General features: G+C 60.2%; 17 protein-coding genes. 11 read left to right on the forward strand and 6 right to left on the reverse strand.

Translation table 11 applies throughout. The annotated features are described in order from the left end of the window. Position 1: 1 nt before the first annotated feature. Both FHU41_RS04695 and FHU41_RS04700 read left to right on the forward strand, forming a co-directional pair. The gene (locus tag FHU41_RS04695; protein WP_179388443.1) at positions 2–331 is read left to right on the forward strand and encodes a biotin/lipoyl-containing protein; all 330 of its coding nucleotides are present in this window, start codon (positions 2–4) and stop codon (positions 329–331) included. Continuing rightward, on the forward strand, positions 331–1,128 hold the full coding sequence (locus FHU41_RS04700; RefSeq protein WP_179388444.1) for an alpha/beta fold hydrolase: 798 nt from the start codon (positions 331–333) through the stop codon (positions 1,126–1,128). Before FHU41_RS04695 ends, FHU41_RS04700 begins: the two co-directional genes overlap by 1 nt. Before the next feature lie 30 nt (positions 1,129–1,158). On the opposite strand, the gene FHU41_RS04705 is transcribed toward FHU41_RS04700, so the two are convergent. After that, a complete protein-coding gene (locus tag FHU41_RS04705; protein ID WP_179388445.1) occupies positions 1,159–1,590 on the reverse strand; it encodes an LppA family lipoprotein in 432 nt (143 codons plus the stop codon). 89 nt (positions 1,591–1,679) lie between these two features. After that, entirely contained in the window at positions 1,680–3,299 is a 1,620-nt protein-coding gene (locus tag FHU41_RS04710) for an alpha/beta hydrolase (protein ID WP_179388446.1), read from the reverse strand. Positions 3,300–3,496: 197 nt separating this feature from the next. Here FHU41_RS04710 and FHU41_RS04715 point away from each other — a divergent pair, with 197 nt between their 5' ends. The 7 genes from FHU41_RS04715 to FHU41_RS04745 all read left to right on the forward strand — a co-directional run bounded on the left by FHU41_RS04715 (position 3,497) and on the right by FHU41_RS04745 (position 11,703). After that, the gene (locus FHU41_RS04715; RefSeq protein ID WP_179388447.1) at positions 3,497–4,324 is read left to right on the forward strand and encodes a serine/threonine-protein kinase; all 828 of its coding nucleotides are present in this window, start codon (positions 3,497–3,499) and stop codon (positions 4,322–4,324) included. Positions 4,325–4,530: 206 nt separating this feature from the next. Next, positions 4,531–6,003 carry a fumarylacetoacetate hydrolase family protein gene (locus FHU41_RS04720; protein WP_179389131.1) on the forward strand — a complete coding sequence of 491 codons (1,473 nt, stop codon included), beginning with the start codon at positions 4,531–4,533 and terminating at the stop codon, positions 6,001–6,003. Beyond that, positions 5,976–6,698, forward strand: a complete 723-nt coding sequence (locus FHU41_RS04725; protein WP_179388448.1) for a GntR family transcriptional regulator — start codon at positions 5,976–5,978, stop codon at positions 6,696–6,698. The genes FHU41_RS04720 and FHU41_RS04725 overlap by 28 nt, the downstream gene beginning before the upstream one ends. Beyond that, positions 6,698–7,708 (forward strand): 4-hydroxy-tetrahydrodipicolinate synthase, encoded by a 1,011-nt coding sequence (gene dapA, locus FHU41_RS04730; RefSeq protein ID WP_179388449.1) that lies wholly within the window; start codon positions 6,698–6,700, stop codon positions 7,706–7,708. The genes FHU41_RS04725 and dapA overlap by 1 nt, the downstream gene beginning before the upstream one ends. Continuing rightward, positions 7,705–9,231 carry a 5-carboxymethyl-2-hydroxymuconate semialdehyde dehydrogenase gene (gene hpaE, locus FHU41_RS04735; protein ID WP_179388450.1) on the forward strand — a complete coding sequence of 509 codons (1,527 nt, stop codon included), beginning with the start codon at positions 7,705–7,707 and terminating at the stop codon, positions 9,229–9,231. The genes dapA and hpaE overlap by 4 nt, the downstream gene beginning before the upstream one ends. Next, positions 9,228–10,313, forward strand: coding sequence for a 3,4-dihydroxyphenylacetate 2,3-dioxygenase (gene hpaD / locus FHU41_RS04740; protein WP_179388451.1), 1,086 nt, complete (start codon positions 9,228–9,230; stop codon positions 10,311–10,313). The genes hpaE and hpaD overlap by 4 nt, the downstream gene beginning before the upstream one ends. 76 nt (positions 10,314–10,389) lie before the next feature. Then, entirely contained in the window at positions 10,390–11,703 is a 1,314-nt protein-coding gene (locus FHU41_RS04745; protein ID WP_179388452.1) for an MFS transporter, read from the forward strand. 16 nt (positions 11,704–11,719) lie between these two features. On the opposite strand, the gene FHU41_RS04750 is transcribed toward FHU41_RS04745, so the two are convergent. Both FHU41_RS04750 and FHU41_RS04755 read right to left on the reverse strand, forming a co-directional pair. Next, the gene (locus FHU41_RS04750) at positions 11,720–12,547 is read right to left on the reverse strand and encodes an SDR family NAD(P)-dependent oxidoreductase (protein ID WP_179388453.1); all 828 of its coding nucleotides are present in this window, start codon (positions 12,545–12,547) and stop codon (positions 11,720–11,722) included. A 35-nt stretch (positions 12,548–12,582) separates the two neighbouring features. After that, a complete protein-coding gene (locus FHU41_RS04755; protein ID WP_179388454.1) occupies positions 12,583–13,344 on the reverse strand; it encodes an SDR family oxidoreductase in 762 nt (253 codons plus the stop codon). A gap of 254 nt (positions 13,345–13,598) precedes the next feature. Between FHU41_RS04755 and FHU41_RS04760 the strand changes: the two genes are divergently transcribed. Continuing rightward, positions 13,599–14,564, forward strand: coding sequence for an AraC-like ligand-binding domain-containing protein (locus FHU41_RS04760; protein WP_179389132.1), 966 nt, complete (start codon positions 13,599–13,601; stop codon positions 14,562–14,564). On the opposite strand, the gene FHU41_RS04765 is transcribed toward FHU41_RS04760, so the two are convergent. After that, positions 14,543–14,947, reverse strand: coding sequence for a nuclear transport factor 2 family protein (locus tag FHU41_RS04765; protein ID WP_179388455.1), 405 nt, complete (start codon positions 14,945–14,947; stop codon positions 14,543–14,545). The genes FHU41_RS04760 and FHU41_RS04765 overlap by 22 nt on opposite strands. 33 nt (positions 14,948–14,980) lie before the next feature. After that, the gene (locus FHU41_RS04770) at positions 14,981–15,757 is read right to left on the reverse strand and encodes a MoaF C-terminal domain-containing protein (protein WP_179388456.1); all 777 of its coding nucleotides are present in this window, start codon (positions 15,755–15,757) and stop codon (positions 14,981–14,983) included. Between the two features lie 307 nt (positions 15,758–16,064). Here FHU41_RS04770 and FHU41_RS04775 point away from each other — a divergent pair, with 307 nt between their 5' ends. Then, entirely contained in the window at positions 16,065–17,258 is a 1,194-nt protein-coding gene (locus FHU41_RS04775; protein WP_179388457.1) for an ABC transporter substrate-binding protein, read from the forward strand. Positions 17,259–17,278: the final 20 nt, after the last annotated feature.

Here is a 17,278-nt window from a genome sequence, read left to right on the forward strand (position 1 = left end):
GATGGCTGAGATTTCCTTTCCCCTCCCCGATCTGGGTGAGGGTTTGATCGAAGCGACCGTGCTGGAGTGGCTGGTCTCCGAGGGTGATCAGATTGAGCGGAACACCCCCATGGTGGAGGTGGAGACCAGTAAGTCCTCGGTGGAATTACCCTCCCCTCAGGCCGGGAAGGTGCTGCGGATCTTTGGTTCGCCGGGGGACGTTATTAACGTCGGCGATCCGCTGATTATCTTTGAAGTCCCCGACGATACCGCCGGCATTGTCGGCACCGTGCCCAGCGAGGAAACCCCCAAGCGACGGGTCAAGCTCTCCCTCGACCTGGACGAGGACTGATGTCTCATTCGGTGGAGGGCCGCTCCTCCACCTTGACCGCCTATCACTACGGACCCACCACCGGGCGTCCGGTGCTACTCATCCACGGCTTTGCCTCCTCCACCGAGCTCAACTGGGCGCAGGCCGGCTGGCTGACTGCCTTAGAAACCGCCGGACGCCGAGTCATCGCGGTGGACCTGCCCGGTCACGGCGGCTCGGTGGCCCCCGAGGAACTCGACGAGTACACACCGAGTCGAATCCGAGCGGAAATCCTGCAATTGCTCTCCGACTCCGGAGTGCGCCCGCTGAACGACTCCGACCCAACCTCGGGTGTGGACGTGATTGGTTACTCCCTGGGCGCGCGGTTGGCCTGGGAATTCGGTGCCTCGCAGGCCGCGTTGGTACACAAACTCGTGCTCGGCGGCCCGGCGGCCATTGACCCCTTGGCCAGCTTTGACCTCGAAGCCGCCGAACGTCTGGTGACCTCTGGCGAGGAAATCTCCGATGAATCGACGGCGGGGCTAATGCGGATGGCCATGTTGGTTCCGGAGAACGATATGTTTGCCCTGCTCAGCATGGTTCGGGCGATCAAAACCGAGCCCTTTGACCCGGCAGAATCGATTCCAAAGATGCCAGTGCTGCTGGTGGCAGGCGATCGAGATGAGCTGGCCTTCACGATGCCCCGGCTAGCCGAGATCATCGCGAGCCATGGCGGAAGCATTCCGGCGGAACAACTCCTGCTACCGGCCCGAAGCCATGCAAATGCGATCACTTCGCGAGCCTTCAAAGCCGCCGCCATCGAGTTTCTGGGCCGCTAGCTTCGGGCTTGGCTGCCCGCGCCAAAATGGCTAGTGCCGTAGCTCTTGCTCAAGGTGGAGTCCGGTGAGGTAACTCAGCACGGTATTCTTGCCGCTACTAAATTCGTAGCGCGCCCCCCACTGGTCGGTGCCGGTGACTTCCCAATGATCATCACTGTTCTGAAGGGTTTCTGGGGCAGCGAAACCATATTTTTCGCCTGTTTCGCTCAGAATGCTCAGCGCTTTTTCACGATCAGCTCCGCGTAATGAGAGTTCAGTGGTCCAGGCCGCACTGGAATAGTTCACCACCGGCCCCGGAGCGTGCGGTACCTCCACCTCAATCGAGGTACCCTGCTGAAACTCCCGCCACTGAGCGTCAGCGAAGGCTTTTGAGAGCTCGGTTTCTAACTCTTTGAGCATCGAGTCATACTGGTCAACCACCGATTGGAGGCTGGGCCGAGAAGTGAAATCTAGGGAGGTCATGTTCTCCGCCTTTCCGAAACAACTACTTAAGAGCAATGCACTGACAATGCCGAATAGTACCGTGCTAAAAATCTTGGAGTGCTTCCGGGTCAATCGAAGAGTCCTTTGATCCCCTTGACCACACCCTTGACATCGTTCACGGCCGAATCTACCGCGCCGTCCACCGCCCCAACAGTGCCGCCGACGACGGTTCCGACCACCCGACCCGGGGTGCCTGCAATATCCTCCCCCACATCGCCACCGTGCGAGGCGCCGTCAATAGCTCCCTCGGTGCCGCCGCGAGCGATGTCGACACCGGTACCCAAGCCGACCAAACCGCGGACGGCGTCCCCAGCCCCAGAGTTGTCGCCATGGACGGCCAAATCTGACCGACCGGCTACCACCGCGGCGATATTGTATTGGCTGGTGGAATCGGTTTGAAGATATTGGCCATGCCCGCTGGAGGCGGAACCATGCGAGGAGCTCGCGGTAGAAAGATCGTCTATTCCGGAGAGCTGATTAGGATCATCGCCGAAGGCGCCCAGATCCGCAATCGGATCGTCCTTCGCCTCAAGCACGAAACTATGCCCGTCCGGAACCCGCAGATTATCGGCGTCACTGGTACCTAGACCTGGTGAACCGAAGACCACCATATTGTCAAAGACACTGGTTTCTTGAACGGCGAGTCCGGTCACAAAAGAACCGTAGGAATGGCCAATCGCCGTCAGGTTTGAATCCGGGTTAGCCGCGTCCAAACCCTCGGCGAAATGCGCCAATACGGGGGCCCCTTGCTGTCCATATCTGGGATCGGGTGCCTCCTTGGCAACTTGCACCCAACCATCGTCCGTGCCTGCCGGAGCGTCATAACCAATCCAAGCGATTAACGCCGTGCTGTCATTACTGCCCGTCGTCATATTGAGACGATCGGTGCGACGTTTTAGCGCCAGCATGTCATTGACGTAGCCGTTGAGCTTCGTATCGGGTTCCGAGCCGATGCCGGGAGTGAAGACCCCCACATTGCTTGCCGTATCCGCGTTGCCAACTCCGACGGCGGCGCGCGGCGGGTGCTGTGAGTCATCAAAGAGCAGCACCTGGGCTTGCTCGCCACTGGACTCAACCTTTTCGACAGATTTCCTGATCTGCTCGATGGTGCCAAGCGCTTGATTGATTTCCGCTCGTCGCTCGTTATCCCCCGGGGCAAGCCCGGACAACTCCGCCTTGAGCCGGGCTTCCTCGCTATCAAGTCGGAGCCGATTGGCGGCATCGCGAGCGCTGGCGGGTACCCCGTCGAGATTTCCAATCTGATCCGGATGTTCCTTGATATAGCGATCCTTTTCGTCCTGGCTGAGCGAATCCCACCATTTATTGACCGCCTTTGGACCGGCGTCGGCAGGCGGTAGTCCGGGAAGTGGCCCGATTGGGGAGCCGGAGCCGCCTCCGGACCCACCACCGCTATCCACTGCACTGGTCTTGATCTGCTCATCGGCGTTGCGGACCAAAATTCTGGAAAGATTGCTCAACATAGCAGCCGAGCGATGCAGAGCTGGCCGCATCGATCCCGCCCATTGCTGTCTAAAGTCAGTGGCATCGGAGCCGTGCCAGCGAAGTCCGCTATTCAGCGCCGCGTCCAAGGTATTGGCGGTCCTGTCTAAGTTCTCGGAAGTGGCATCCACGTACTTGGCAAGGCTTTTGAGCTCATCCGGATTCGCTCCGAGCATCTCATCTGTCATTATTGGCCCCTTGGTCCGGCTATCTGCAAAAAGCGTAGGCCGGGCGAATGGCTACTGTCGATGGGGACTTCTCCCCGAGGAAGTTACTGCTAATGAGACTCGCCAGAAAATCGCTCTTACCCGGCCGCTCAGCCTTGCGGGAATAAGCTATTGCGCAAAGCCCCCTGTGTTCACTTCCCACTCTTTTGAGGAACGCAATGGATAGAGTTTTGTGTGAGCGCTATCGACTGATTCGCCGAATAGGTGTCGGAGCCGCTGCTGCCGTGTTCCGCGCCGAAGATCTGAAGCTGAGCCGCCAGGTCGCGGTGAAGATCTTTTCCGCGGATGTGACGGACGTTCAACGACAAGAGCAAGAACTCCGAGCGCTGGCGAAATTACAGCATCCCTTTCTGATCAGCCTTTTTGACTGCGGCGTGTGCGATTCCGATCTGGATGGCCCCAGGGCGTTTATGGTGATGGAGCTGATCGAGGGAAGCGACCTACGAGAACTACTAGTCGCGCCGGAAGCCTCCGGCGGCTTAGCGGCCCCCCGGGTCGCGAAACTGGGTTGGGCACTGGCTCAGGCGTTGCTCGCCGTACACTCCGCTGGAGTGGTGCATCGGGATGTGAAGCCTGCCAACATCCTGCTCGGACGCTCCGAGCTTCCCATTCTGTGCGATTTTGGCATCGCCCGGCTGCACGATTCCGCCGAAGCCACCAGCCCTGGGCTCACGATTGGTACCGCCAGCTATTTGAGCCCAGAACAAGCGCTCGGCGAGCCGGTTCATTCCAGCGCCGATATCTATTCCTTGGGCTTGGTCTTGCTGGAATGCCTAAGCGGTGACAAAGCCTTTCCCGGCTCGGCCCTGGAGTCCTCCATCGCCAGGCTGCTTCACGATCCGGCGATTCCACAAGAATTGGAAGGGTATTGGCCCGAGTTGCTGACTGCTATGACTGCCCGGAACCCCTCGGAACGACCGCAAGCTGCGGAATGCGCTGAAGCACTCTTTGAGCTGCAAATCCGGCAGGCCGCGCACGCAGGCTAAGCGCTCCACCTCCCGCGACCCCGTTCCCCATCCCCAATCCCCAATCCCTCGTCGAGTGTGGAGATCTGCACGTTAAAACCGGTTCAAAAGGTGCAGATCTCCACACTCGGCGGTAATTTGCGAGGGTCTTGACGTGGCGTGCATCACGCCCGTATTCTGAATCGTATACGATTTCATATCTGATTTAGATCACTGGGAGTGCAATGATGCGACAGGCCGATGAAACCACCCTCCGTTCCGCGGGCAAGGTCATTGCCGTGCACATCAATTACCCCTCCCGTGCGGCCCAACGCGGCCGAACTCCACAACTCCCCTCCTACTTCCTCAAGCCGAGCAGCTCGCTGAGCCTTTCCGGCCAGGTTGAACGGCCTGCGGGTTGCGAGTTACTCGGATTCGAGGGGGAAATTGCCCTAATCATCGGCGCTCCAGCCCGCCGAGTTTCCCCCGAAAACGCCTGGAAACACGTGCAATGGGTAACCGCCAGCAATGACCTCGGCGTCTACGACCTCCGCTACGCCGATAAGGGTTCGAATCTGCGCTCCAAGGGCGGTGACGGTTTCACCCCGCTCGGCCCTGCCCTACTCCCCGCGGCCGATCTTGACCCACAGCAGCTAAGAATCCAGACCTGGCTCAACGGTGAACTGGTCCAAGACGACGACACCACCACCCTGCTCTTCCCCTTCAGCCAACTCATCGCGGACCTGAGCCAGTTGATCACCCTGGAACCGGGAGATGTGATCCTGACCGGCACTCCTGCCGGGGCTTCCGTTGCGGTGCCGGGTGACGTCGTCGAAATCGAGGTCAGCGCCGGCGACCCGTCCGCAACAGAACTGTCCACCGGTAGGCTGCGCACCGCCGTCGTGCAGAGCTCGGTACCGCTGGCGGATTTCGGTGCCCAGCCAAAAACCGACGAGCTGCAGCACGCCGAGGCCTGGGGCATTCCAGCAGCAGAACAGGTAGCAAAGCCGGAGAAGTTACTCACGTCAGAGCTTGAAGCCAAACTGCGCAAGGTAGCCACCGCCACACTGAGTTCTCAGTTGCGCAAACGAGGCTTCAATAATGTCTCCATCGACGGTCTCACTCCCACCCGACCCGGTGAGAAAGTGGTCGGCACCGCCCGGACCCTGCGCTATGTGCCGAACCGAGAAGACCTGTTCAAGGAGTTCGGCGGCGGCTACAACGCACAGAAACGAGCCATTGACACGCTCAAAGCGGGTGAGGTGCTGGTGATGGAGGCTCGCGGCGAGAAGGGCACCGGAACCCTGGGCGACATCTTGGCCCTGCGCGCCATGCACAACGGTGCGGCCGGAATCGTGACCGACGGCGGCGTCCGCGACTACACCGCGGTGGCGGAGTTGGAGATCCCGGTCTACGCCGCCAATCCGCATCCTGCCGTGTTAGGCCGAAAACACGTGCCCTGGGCGGTCGATGAAACCATTGCCTGCGGCGGCAGCACCGTGCAACCCGGCGACATTATCGTGGCCGACGCCGACGGCATCCTGGTGATCCCACCGGCCCTGGCCGAGGAACTCGCGAATGACTCTCTGCAACAAGAACACGAAGAGGCCTTTATCGCCGCGAAGGTTCGCGAAGGCCACAGCGTGGATGGGCTCTACCCGATGAACGCCTCATGGAAGCAGGAGTACCTGGCATGGTCCCAGAAGAACCCCCTGTCTTGAGCAGTGGCTTGGGCGGCGCGCTAAATACCGTGATAGACGCCGAGAGCGGTAGCAAGTCTGAGCGCGCCTATGCGGTGCTCAAGGACCGAATTCTCTCCGGTAGTTACTCCCCCGGTCACCGATTGGTACTTAGCCGGATCGCCGAGGACCTCGGGGTCAGTGTGGTCCCGGTTCGAGAGGCCATCCGACGCTTGGAGGCAGAGCAACTACTCCGTTTCGAGCGCAATGTCGGTGCCACCGTGATCGGCATTGACCCGGTTGAATACTTCAACACCATGCAAACTCTGAGCATTGTCGAAGCGGCGGCGACCGCACTCTCGCTGCCTAGCTTGGGTGTAGAAGAGATCGCCGAGGCACACCGACTGAACGAGGCCATGAAGGAGAGCCTGGCGAATCTGGACCCGGTCCGGTTCACCGCGCTCAACCACGATTTCCATCAGGTGCTGTACCGGCAATGCCCCAATCCGCACCTGCTGGATCTGGTCAATCGCGGCTGGAACCGGCTGAACGCGCTACGCAGCTCAACCTTCAATTACATTCCCGGCCGGGCCGCCCAATCGGTACAAGAACACGATGAGTTGCTCCGGCTGATTGAAAACAAAGCCAGTGCCGACGACGTCGAACGCGCCGCCCGCGCGCACCGCACCACCACTTTATACGCCTATTTGCAGACCGCACCGAAGGAGACCATCTAGTGAAATTCCGTTCTGATCCGGCCGCCCATTTGCGCGGCTCCTTTGCCGCTATGTTCACTCCCTTTACCGACTCAGATGCCAGCGACCCCAGGACAGTGGGCGCCGTTGACCACGATTCCTTGCGAGCTATGGTCGAATGGCAGATCGCCTCCGGTTCACACGGCGTGACCATTGGCGGTTCTACCGGCGAGCCCGGTGCGCAGTCCGTGGCAGAGCGAGCCGAGGCCATCCGCACGGTAGCCGCCGCCGTCGATAATCGGGTGCCCTTCCTGGCCGGTACCGGCACCGCTGAGCTGCCCGAAACGCTGGAGCTGACCCAGGTGGCCGTGGATGCCGGGGTGGATGCTTCGATGATCATCACCCCGTACTACGCCAGGCCCACCCAGGAAGCGCTCTATCAGTGGTACGCCACGATTGCCCGCGAATTCCCGCAAATGCCGTTCATTATTTACAACGTACCCTCGCGTACCGCGGTGGACATCGCGCCGGAGACGGTGGCCAGGTTGTTCCGCGATTTCGAGAACATCGTGGGGATCAAGGAAACCACCAAGGACTTTGAACACTTCTCCCGGGTGCTGCACCTTGCCCGGGGGGCAGGAAAGAGTAAGGATCTGCTGGTCTGGAGCGGCATCGAGCTACTTTGCCTGCCACTGATGGCGCTGGGGGGCGTCGGTTTCATCTCCGCATTGGCCAATATCGCCCCGAAAGCATCCGCAGATATGTACAACGCCTGGATCGAAGGTGATCTGGAGACCGCTCAGCGCATCCACTACGGAGTGCATCCGCTGGTTGATCTGCTCTTCGCCGAGACCAATCCAGCCCCGGCCAAATGGCTGATGGCCAGGCAGGGTCTGATCGCTTCCGACTACGTTCGACCGCCACTGATCCGGCCCACCGAGAAGGGATTGAAAACCATTGAATCGCTGCTGGAGGCGGGCAAAGAGTATCTGACCCCGGTCGGTAGCGCTTCGGAGAATGTTCAGACGAGCACTCAGGAGGCAAGGGCATGAGCCAGCATTACGTACCCGAGAATCTTCCGGAGAAGATTCAGCACTATATCAACGGGGAATTCGTCGATTCTTTGAGCGGCGCAACCTTCGAGGTGCTGGACCCGGTTTCCAATACCACTTACACCACGGCTGCCGCCGGGCAGAAAGAGGATATCGACGCTGCTGTCGCGGCAGCCCGGGAAGCCTTCCTGAACGGTCCTTGGCCGAAGATGAAACCTCGGGAGCGAGCGAGCGTCTTGAATAAGATCGCCGACGCCGTGGAGGCGCAGGAGGATCGGCTGGCCGAACTGGAGACCTTCGATACCGGTCTGCCGATCAAGCAGGCTCGTGGCCAGGCGCTACGGGCGGCAGAGAACTTCAGGTTCTTCGCGGACCTCATCGTGGCTCAGTTCGACGATGCCATGAAGGTGCCGGGCGCGCAGATCAACTACGTCAACCGCAAGCCCATCGGTGTAGCCGGGTTGATCACACCCTGGAATACCCCGTTCATGCTGGAATCCTGGAAGCTCGCACCCGCGCTGGCCACCGGAAACACCGTGGTGCTCAAGCCCGCCGAATTCACCCCGCTTTCGGCCAGCCTCTGGGCAACCATTTTCAAGGACGCTGGCTTGCCCGACGGCGTATTCAACTTGGTCAACGGCCTCGGCGAAGAGGCTGGAGACGCACTGGTCAAGCACCCGGAGGTGCCGCTGATTTCCTTCACCGGGGAGACCACTACCGGCCAGACCATCTTCCGCAATGCCGCCGCGAACCTCAAGGGACTCTCGATGGAGCTCGGCGGCAAGTCCCCGGCAGTGATTTTCGAGGATGCTGATCTGGATGCCGCCATTGATTCGACCCTGTTTGGCGTCTTTTCGCTCAACGGGGAACGCTGCACCGCCGGTTCACGCATTCTGGTACAGCGCGGTATCTATGACGAATTCTGCGAGCACTATGCGGCCAGAGCCAAGAACATCGTGGTGGGTGATCCCCATGATCCGGCCACCGAGGTCGGCGCCTTGGTGCACCCGGAGCACTACGCCAAGGTGATGTCCTATGTAGAAATCGGCAAGTCCGAAGGCCGATTGTTGGCCGGTGGAGGACGGCCGGAGAACCTGCCCGCCGGTCAGGAGAACGGCAGCTACGTCTCCCCCACGGTCTTCGCGGATGTGGCACCCGAAGCTCGGATCTTCCAGGAGGAAATCTTCGGCCCGGTGGTGGCTATCACCCCCTTCGATACCGACGAGGAAGCCCTGCAATTGGCCAATGGGGTGAAGTACGGCCTGGCCGCTTATATCTGGACCCAGGACCTGACCAGGGCACACAACTTTGCGCAGAGTGTGGAGGCCGGCATGGTCTGGCTCAACTCACATAATGTTCGCGATCTACGCACTCCCTTCGGCGGGGTGAAATCCTCCGGCCTGGGCCATGAGGGTGGCTACCGTTCGATTGACTTCTATACCGATCAGCAAGCCGTGCACATCACGCTCGGTGCCGTACACACACCCCGTTTCGGGGCAACACAGTTTGGAGAGACCCGATGAACAACGTTGTTCAGCCACTACCGGCCCCGGATATTGTCCGTTGCGCCTATCTGGAACTCGTCGTGACCGATCTGGCCGCCTCACGTGCGTTCTACGTCGATGTGCTGGGTCTGCATGTCACCGAGGAGGACGAGGAGGCTATCTACCTACGATCCTTCGAGGAGTTCATCCATCACAATCTGGTGCTCCGCAAGGGGCCGGTGGCTGCGGCAGCGGCCTTTGCCTATCGGGTGCGGACTCCCGAGGATGTGGACCGCGCCGAGGCTTGGTACGCTGCGCGCGGTTGCCGGACTGAACGCCGTCGTGATGGCTTCGTCAAAGGCATCGGCGACTCGGTCCGGGTGCAGGACCCGCTGGGCTTCCCCTATGAGTTCTTCTACGAAACCGAGCACGTGGAGCGGCTCACCCAGCGCTACGACCTCTACAACGCCGGTGAATTGGTGCGGCTGGATCACTTCAACCAGGTCACCCCGGATGTGCCGAAGGGCCGGGCCTATCTTGAGGAGCTGGGCTTCAAGGTCTCCGAGGATATTAAGGATTCCGACGGCGTCACCTACGCTGCCTGGATGTACCGTAAGCAGACGGTGCACGACACCGCACTGACCGGGGGCGATGGCCCACGAATGCATCACATCGCCTTCTCCACCCACGAGAAGCACAACATTATTCAGATCTGCGACAAGATGGGTGCACTGCGCATCTCGGACCGGATCGAACGTGGTCCCGGCAGGCACGGAGTGTCCAATGCCTTCTACCTCTACATCCTGGACCCCGATGGGCACCGGGTGGAGATCTATACCCAGGACTACTACACCGGGGACCCGGACAATCCAACTGTCACCTGGGATGTACACGATAATCAGCGCCGCGACTGGTGGGGGAATCCAGTCGTGCCCAGTTGGTACACCGAGGCCTCACCGGTTCTGGACCTCGACGGAAACCCACAACCCGTGGTGATCCGCGAAGATAAATCCGAAATGGCGGTAACCGTTGGGGCGGACGGTTTCTCCTACACCCGCCAAGCCGGTGAATCCGAAGAACCCGGTGAGGAAGTCGGTTTCAAACTGGGGCAACAGCTTTAGCGAAAGCCCTGCCGAAAGCCGCTACGCCGGGTTGGGGCTTCAGATCCTTTCCATCTAGACGAACAAAGGAGTTCAGATGAGCAATACCGCAATCACTGCTAAAAGAATGTCCGGGGCAGACCGCAAGGTGCTGGCCGGAACCCTGGTTGGCACCACCATTGAGTGGTACGACTTCTTCATTTACGCCCAGGCCGCTGGGCTGGTCTTCGCCCAGCTCTATTTCGCGCCGCTGGGCCCGGCCGATTCCCCGGTCGCTCAGTTATTTTCTTGGGCTTCAGTGGGCATTTCCTTCCTGTTCCGCCCACTCGGCGCGATCGTAGCAGGGCATTTGGGTGATCGGGTGGGGCGCAAAGCCATGCTGGTGCTCACGCTGATCATGATGGGCGCTTCAACGGCCCTGATCGGCGTACTCCCCACCTATCTTCAGATTGGCGTCTGGGCTCCGCTGCTACTCACCCTGCTCCGGGTTCTGCAAGGCTTCTCAGCAGGCGGCGAATGGGGTGGCGCGGCCCTGATGGCCGTGGAGCACGCGCCGACGGCCAAGCGCGGAATCTGGGGGTCATATCCGCAGATTGGCGTTCCGGTCGGCCTGGTTTTGGCTTCTTCGGTGATCTTTATTCTGAACGCCACGATGGGCAAGGAACAGTATCTTGCTTGGGGTTGGCGGATTCCGTTTCTGATCTCGGTGGTGTTGATCGCCATTGGCTATGTGATCCGCCGAGCCGTCGCAGAAAGCCCGGTTTTCACCGAACTCGCCAAACGCCGTCGGGAGTCCTCCGCGCCGCTCGTCCAGCTGTTCCGCGGCAACACCAAGCAGGTCATCCTGACCGCGCTGATTTTCATTGGCAACAATGCGGTGGGCTATCTGCTGATCGCGTTCTTCTCCTCTTACGCCACCAAAACCCTCAAAATGCAGACCGGCACGGTGCTGGTCATTGTGATGGTCGGGGCACTGAGTTGGCTGGCATTTTCAATGTACGGTGGCTCTCTCTCGGACCGAATCGGCCGGGTGCGTACCTTCCAGATCGGCTATCTGGCACTGATCGTCTGGATGATCCCGATGTTCTTGCTGATTGACACCACCAATGTCTGGCTTTTCCTGCTCGCCGTGGTGGTGATGGGCTTCGGCCTGGGTCTCTCCTACGGTCCGATGTCAGCGCTCTACGCCGAGATGTTCCCGGTCCAGGTGCGTTACTCCGGGGTCTCCATCGGCTATGCGCTCGGCGCGATCCTGGGCGGCGCCTTCGCGCCGCTGCTCTCTCAGTGGTTGCTGGACACCACAAAATGGTCCGGCAGCATCGCGCTCTACATGATCGGTCTCTGTGTCATCTCGATCATCGGAGTCAGCCTGGTCAAGGAAACCAGAGGCGCCTCGCTAAGCGTCGAATAGGTCGAAGAAAGCGTAATCAGAGCGCTTCAAAGGCCACCGTGGGCAGGTCCACCACATGGGCGCCACCATCTGCCACGATGGTGGCGCCGGTGATATAGGAGGCTTCCTCGGAGGCCAGGAAGCTCACGATGGAAGCCATCTCCGCGGGCTCTGCTGCCCGCCGCAGCGGTACATTGGCGGTCACCGTGCGGTAACCTTCCTCCCTGCTGGCAATGCCGGTGGCGGCGGCGAATTCATCCATTTCGGCGTCCGCCATCGGCGTCTTCACCCAGCCCGGGCAGAGTGTGTTGACCCGCACTCCGTGCTGTCCATAGTCCCGTGCCAGGGATTTGGTCAGCCCAATCAGGGCGTGTTTGCCCACGGTATAGCCGGCCACCTTGGGTCCGGCGAAAAGGCCTGCCAGGGATGAGATGACGACGGCGCTCCCCCGGTTCTCGATCAACTGACCGAGCGCTTCCCTCAGGGTGACGAAGGCGGTGCCGAGGTTGGCGGTCAGGCTCGCCTGCCAGGCTTCGTCATCGGTATCGGCAACCGCCGCAAAACCATGCCCACCCGCATTAGCCACCACGGCGTCGAGCCGGCCATAGGTAGCCACGGCTTGCTGCACGACCGAACGAGCCTGCTTGGAATCGGACATATCGGCCACGATGGCTAGTGCCGAAAGCGGCCCGGCCACCGCATCGAGCGGAGCCTGTCGTCGGCCGGCGAGCACCAGCTGGGCTCCTTCTTGGGCGAGCCGCTGCGCGATTGCCGCACCGATTCCGGTGCCGCCACCGGTGATCAACACCACCTTGCCGTGATGTTTGCCGTGCAGTTGCTGCGGCTGTTCTGCGGGAGTGTTCATGATTGCTCCTGGGTATTCGGGGAAAAATAACGGGTTCAAGCCGGAAAGGAAGATTTCGCCAGATAACCGAAATCGGAGACCAAGCTGGTCCCGTTCACCGGAGCCGAGCAACTAGAGGCCAGATACAAGACGTGATTGGCCACCTGCTCCGGGCGCTGCACGGGAAAATCAATAAGATCCAGCGAATCCAGCGAAATATCCAGATCGGCGCGCGCCATCGGGGTGTCCACGATGGAGGGGCAGACGCAATTGACCCTGACCCCGCTCGGGCTCAATTCCACCGAAAGCGCCCGGGTGAGTTGCAGCACCGCGCCCTTCGAAGCGTTGTAGGGCACCATCCCAGGTGCCGCGACGAAGCTCGAATCGGAGGCAATGAAGATCAGCGAACCGGCATCGGAAGCACGCAAGTACTTGGCGGTCTGCCGTGCCAAAAGAAACTGACCGAGCACATTGACCTCCATCACCCGAGAAAACTCGGCGGCGGAAATATCCTCGAAGCCCAGCCCGAAAGGGCCGGAGATACCGGCAGATCCGATGGCTATATCGATGCCGCCAAAGGAACCCGCAATCGAGTCCACTGCCGCCGCCACCTCGATATCGTTGGTCATATCAGCGGAGATGAAGATGCACGGCACCGCGGCCGCCAGTTCCCGCTCCAGTGCGCTTCCGGCCCGCTCGTCGATATCGATCAGGGCAAGATTTGCCCCTTCCTCGGCAAAGGCGCGGGCGCAAGCCCGGCCGATCCCGGACGCGGCACCAGAGACGATCACCGTTTTCCCGGTGAGACCCAATTCCACCTTTGCTCCTTCCCAAGACGTCCCTTCATCCTGCCAATGACTCGGAAGTGCGCTTTGCCCGTGAGGGAACAGCAGTTGACTATCCCGGCACAGCGGCTCAAAGAAGTGGAGCCGCGGCTCCGAAGGGAGTAGTTTTGATGGATAGGTGATCTGCGTTACAGAACTGGGGTGTGGGAATGCTGATCACGGGAACAGATCAGCGCTTTGCCCTTTTGTCCGAAAGGTAGGCCATGACCTCGATTGCCGAAACTCCGATGGCCGCTGGCCCGGCCGATTCGCGCGGATCCGGAGTGCACACCTCCATCGCCCGAGACTTTCCACAGTGGCAACGTCTGGTCACCGAATCCTTTGTGCCGTTGGATGTAACTACCGAGAATCCGGATCAATTCCAGGGCAGAATGCGCTCTCGGGTGCTCGACGAGGTGTCCATTGTCGAGGTCACGGCCAAGGGTCATACCGTTTTCCGCACTCCGCACCTGATCTCTCGCTCGGATCGGATGTACTTCAAACTCTCCCTGCAGATCTCTGGCACCGGAATGCTGATCCAGGATAATCGGGAAGCAGTTCTGGTGCCGGGCGATCTTGCCGTTTACGATACGCACCGGCCCTATTCGCTGATTTTCGACGACGACTTCCGCTCCATGGTGCTGATGTTCCCGCACGATCTGATCGAGTTACCGGTCGATACCGTGGGCCAGCTCACGGCGGTGCGAATGGCCGGGAACAGCGGCCTAGGCAAGATGATTAGCCCCTTCTTGGTGCAGCTCACCGAGAACCTCGACCAGCTCTCCGGAGCCAGTGGGCTGCGGATGGCGCACAATGCCTTGGATCTGGTCACCACGATGTTCGCGGCCGAGCTCAACCTCGGTCGAGAGACTTCGGACAATCCACACCGCGCATTGGTGAACAAGATTCGGGACTTCATCGAAGTGCACCTGGGCGATCCCGAGCTCAGTCCGGCCGCCATCGCCACGGAGCATTTCATCTCCACCCGGCATCTGCATAACTTGTTCCAGTCCGAAGGAACAACGGTGGCACATTGGATCCGCACCCGGAGGCTGGAGCACTGCCGCCGGGATCTGCGGGATCCCATTCATCAGCACCGTCCGGTAGCGGCTATCGCTTCCCGCTGGGGGTTTATCGATGCCGCACATTTCAGCCGGATCTTCCGGACGGCCTTCGGGGAATCCCCGAGTAATTACCGCAACGGCAACGTCTGAGCGGCCTCGACCACCGGCACGCTATCTACCACCTGTTCGAAGGTTCGCACCACGCCGTCCTCCAGATACCACAGGTGTACCACCCTGGCGGTAAAGGACTTCCCGGTCACCCGGTGCGTACCGCGATAGGTGCCGACCCCAACAATCCGTTCCCCGGCGTCGAGCAATCGCTCCAGATCAAAGGCATAACCGTCCCAGTCCTTGGCGAGCGCGGCAAACACATTCTCTGCCACCGCTTCCGGACCGATATAGGTTCCTGCGCAGGGGAACCCGGCTGCCTCCGTCCAGGCGGTATCCGCAGCAAGCGGGGCCAGCATACCGGCCAAGTCTCCGCGAGCCGAAGCCGCATAGTGTGCGCTGACGATCTCCAGATTGCTTGTCATTATTCTTCCTTTACTGTTGTTGAAGGGACGGGTCTAAACCGGTTGGGCGTCGGGATAGCGTACCGAGCCTAGCGGGTAGATATGTCCGCCACCGCGCGAGTGCTCAGCGCCGCCCTCGACATTGAGCCCAAGGAATACCCCGGTGGTGCGGAGTTGATAGCCCAGATCATGTAGCCAAACGCTCGCCACCGGGATCCGGAACTCGCGGAAACAGAACAGGTAAAGGCCCTCCTCCAGCTTCCACACCGTGGAAAGATCCATATCTCCGTGCCCACGTTGCACACCTTCCAGGCACTGCCAAGCGTAGCGCTGCGAGGAGATATAGACGTGTTCATAGAGGTGACTGGGGCTGTAACGATAGACATTTCGCTGCCCGATCAAATCCCGGGACGGTTCTGGGGCTGCTCCGCTGATTTCCACCCCGCGCAACTGTGCGGCATGGAAGCTCTGCAGCACTCGGGGAACGCCGGCTTCTTGCCGCTCGCCGATTCTGGACTCGGTAACAATCACCCGGCCGGTATTTCGCGAGAACACCAAGGTGACGCTACTCAGGCCCAGTGGCAGATTCACGAAGAGCACCCCGGAGCGGACCTCCACCGCGTCGTAGTCTCCGGCCTCGGCCTGATAACTGTTCCCGCCAAGACTCGCTTTCCAACGAGCCCGGCTGGCGTCGAGGAAATCAATCTCTACCGAGCCGGTCGAATCTAGCTCGACGTCGAGCCTGCTACCGCTCAGATCGGCGTTCGCCAAGCGAAAGGTGTCAATGCCGTCGGCGAACTCTTCGTAGCTCTTCCACTCTTCGTCTTGCATCCTTTACTCCTTCTTCGCTTTCCGAGTCCAGACCACTTCTTCTTCAATCGAGCTTAGGAGCGATCGTGAGCGGTCTTCTTGGTCAACTGCGCACAGCTGTTGACGATTTTGGAAGAACGGTGTGATCGAGGACACATGTGCCGGGAGGGACAACTGCTGTTCACCCGCAGACAAGAGCTCCATAGCGCAGTAACCCTACGCTGAGTCGTATTCGCTATGACCGTGACTATCCCTGGGGGGGTGACAGTCATGGCGGCGGCACCAGCTTTCGCACTCCACGCTCCATCGAACTTCGAGAGGTTAGATGATGAAGAATCGCACCATTCAGCTCGCCGCCTTGGCAGCGGCAGGCGTCCTTTTGCTTGCCGCCTGCGGCGAGGATACCAATAGCAATAATTCCGCCAATAACACCTCAAGCGGTGGCGACATTGTGGTCGGCTCGGTGAACGCGCTCAGCGGCGGAGCTACCTTCCCCGAGGCCTCTCAGGCCGCACAGGCCGTCTTCGATCAGGTGAACGCCGCCGGCGGCATTAAGGGTAGGAAAATCAACTACACCATCACCGATGACAAGGGAGATCCGGCCACGGCCGCGCAGTCCGCACGGGATGTGGTGGAATCCAAAAATGCGGTTGCTCTTGTCGGTTCGGCTAGTCTTTTGGACTGCGATGTGAACGCCAAGTACTACCAGCAGAACGGGATCCTCTCCATTCAGGGCACCGGAGTGGACCAGGCCTGCTTCAGCTCCCCCGCAGTTTCCCCGGTCAACGTCGGCCCCTTCTTGGACACCGAGATGACCTTGACCTACGGTTCAGAGACTCTGGGCCTGGATAAGATCTGCGGTTTCCTGGAGATCGCCGGAGCCACCGGACCTGCCTATAAGGCAGCCATCGACAACTGGAAGAAAAAGACCGGCAAGGACCTACTCTTCCTCGATGACAGCGTGCCCTACGGCAGCCCCGACTACACCCCGCAAGTGATCAAGGCGAAGAACGCCGGTTGCAAGGCTGTCTACATCAACGCCACCGAGCCGGACGGTCTGGGCATGCTCAAGGCTGCCGAGGCTCAAGGCTTCACGGATGTCACCTGGCTGTTCCTCACCTCGACCTACAGTGAGCAGTTCGCACAAGCCGCTGGCAAGGTAGGCAACGGAGTCTATGTTCCGGCCGAATTCGCGCCGTACACAGACCCGAATGAATCGGCCAATAAGGACTGGCGCGAGTTGATGACCTCGAAGAACATCCCGCTGACCTCCTTCGCGCAGGGTGGTTACCTAGCCGCGAAGTACTTTGTCGAGGTATTGCAGGGCATCTCCGGTGATATCACCCGAGCCTCGGTGACCCAGGCGCTCAAGGATATGAAGCCGATTAGCAACCCCATGGTGGGCACTCCCTATGTTTTCGGCACCGCCGATAAGCACAACTCCAGCACCGGGGTTTGGCCGGTCAAGCTGGAGAACGGAGCCTGGGTCAAAGCCGCGAATAACTGGCTCTTACAGAAATAGACCGAAGCTCACCGCCACAC

It is taken from the genome of Psychromicrobium silvestre, from assembly GCF_013408295.1.
GTDB classification, from domain to species: domain Bacteria; phylum Actinomycetota; class Actinomycetes; order Actinomycetales; family Micrococcaceae; genus Renibacterium; species Renibacterium silvestre.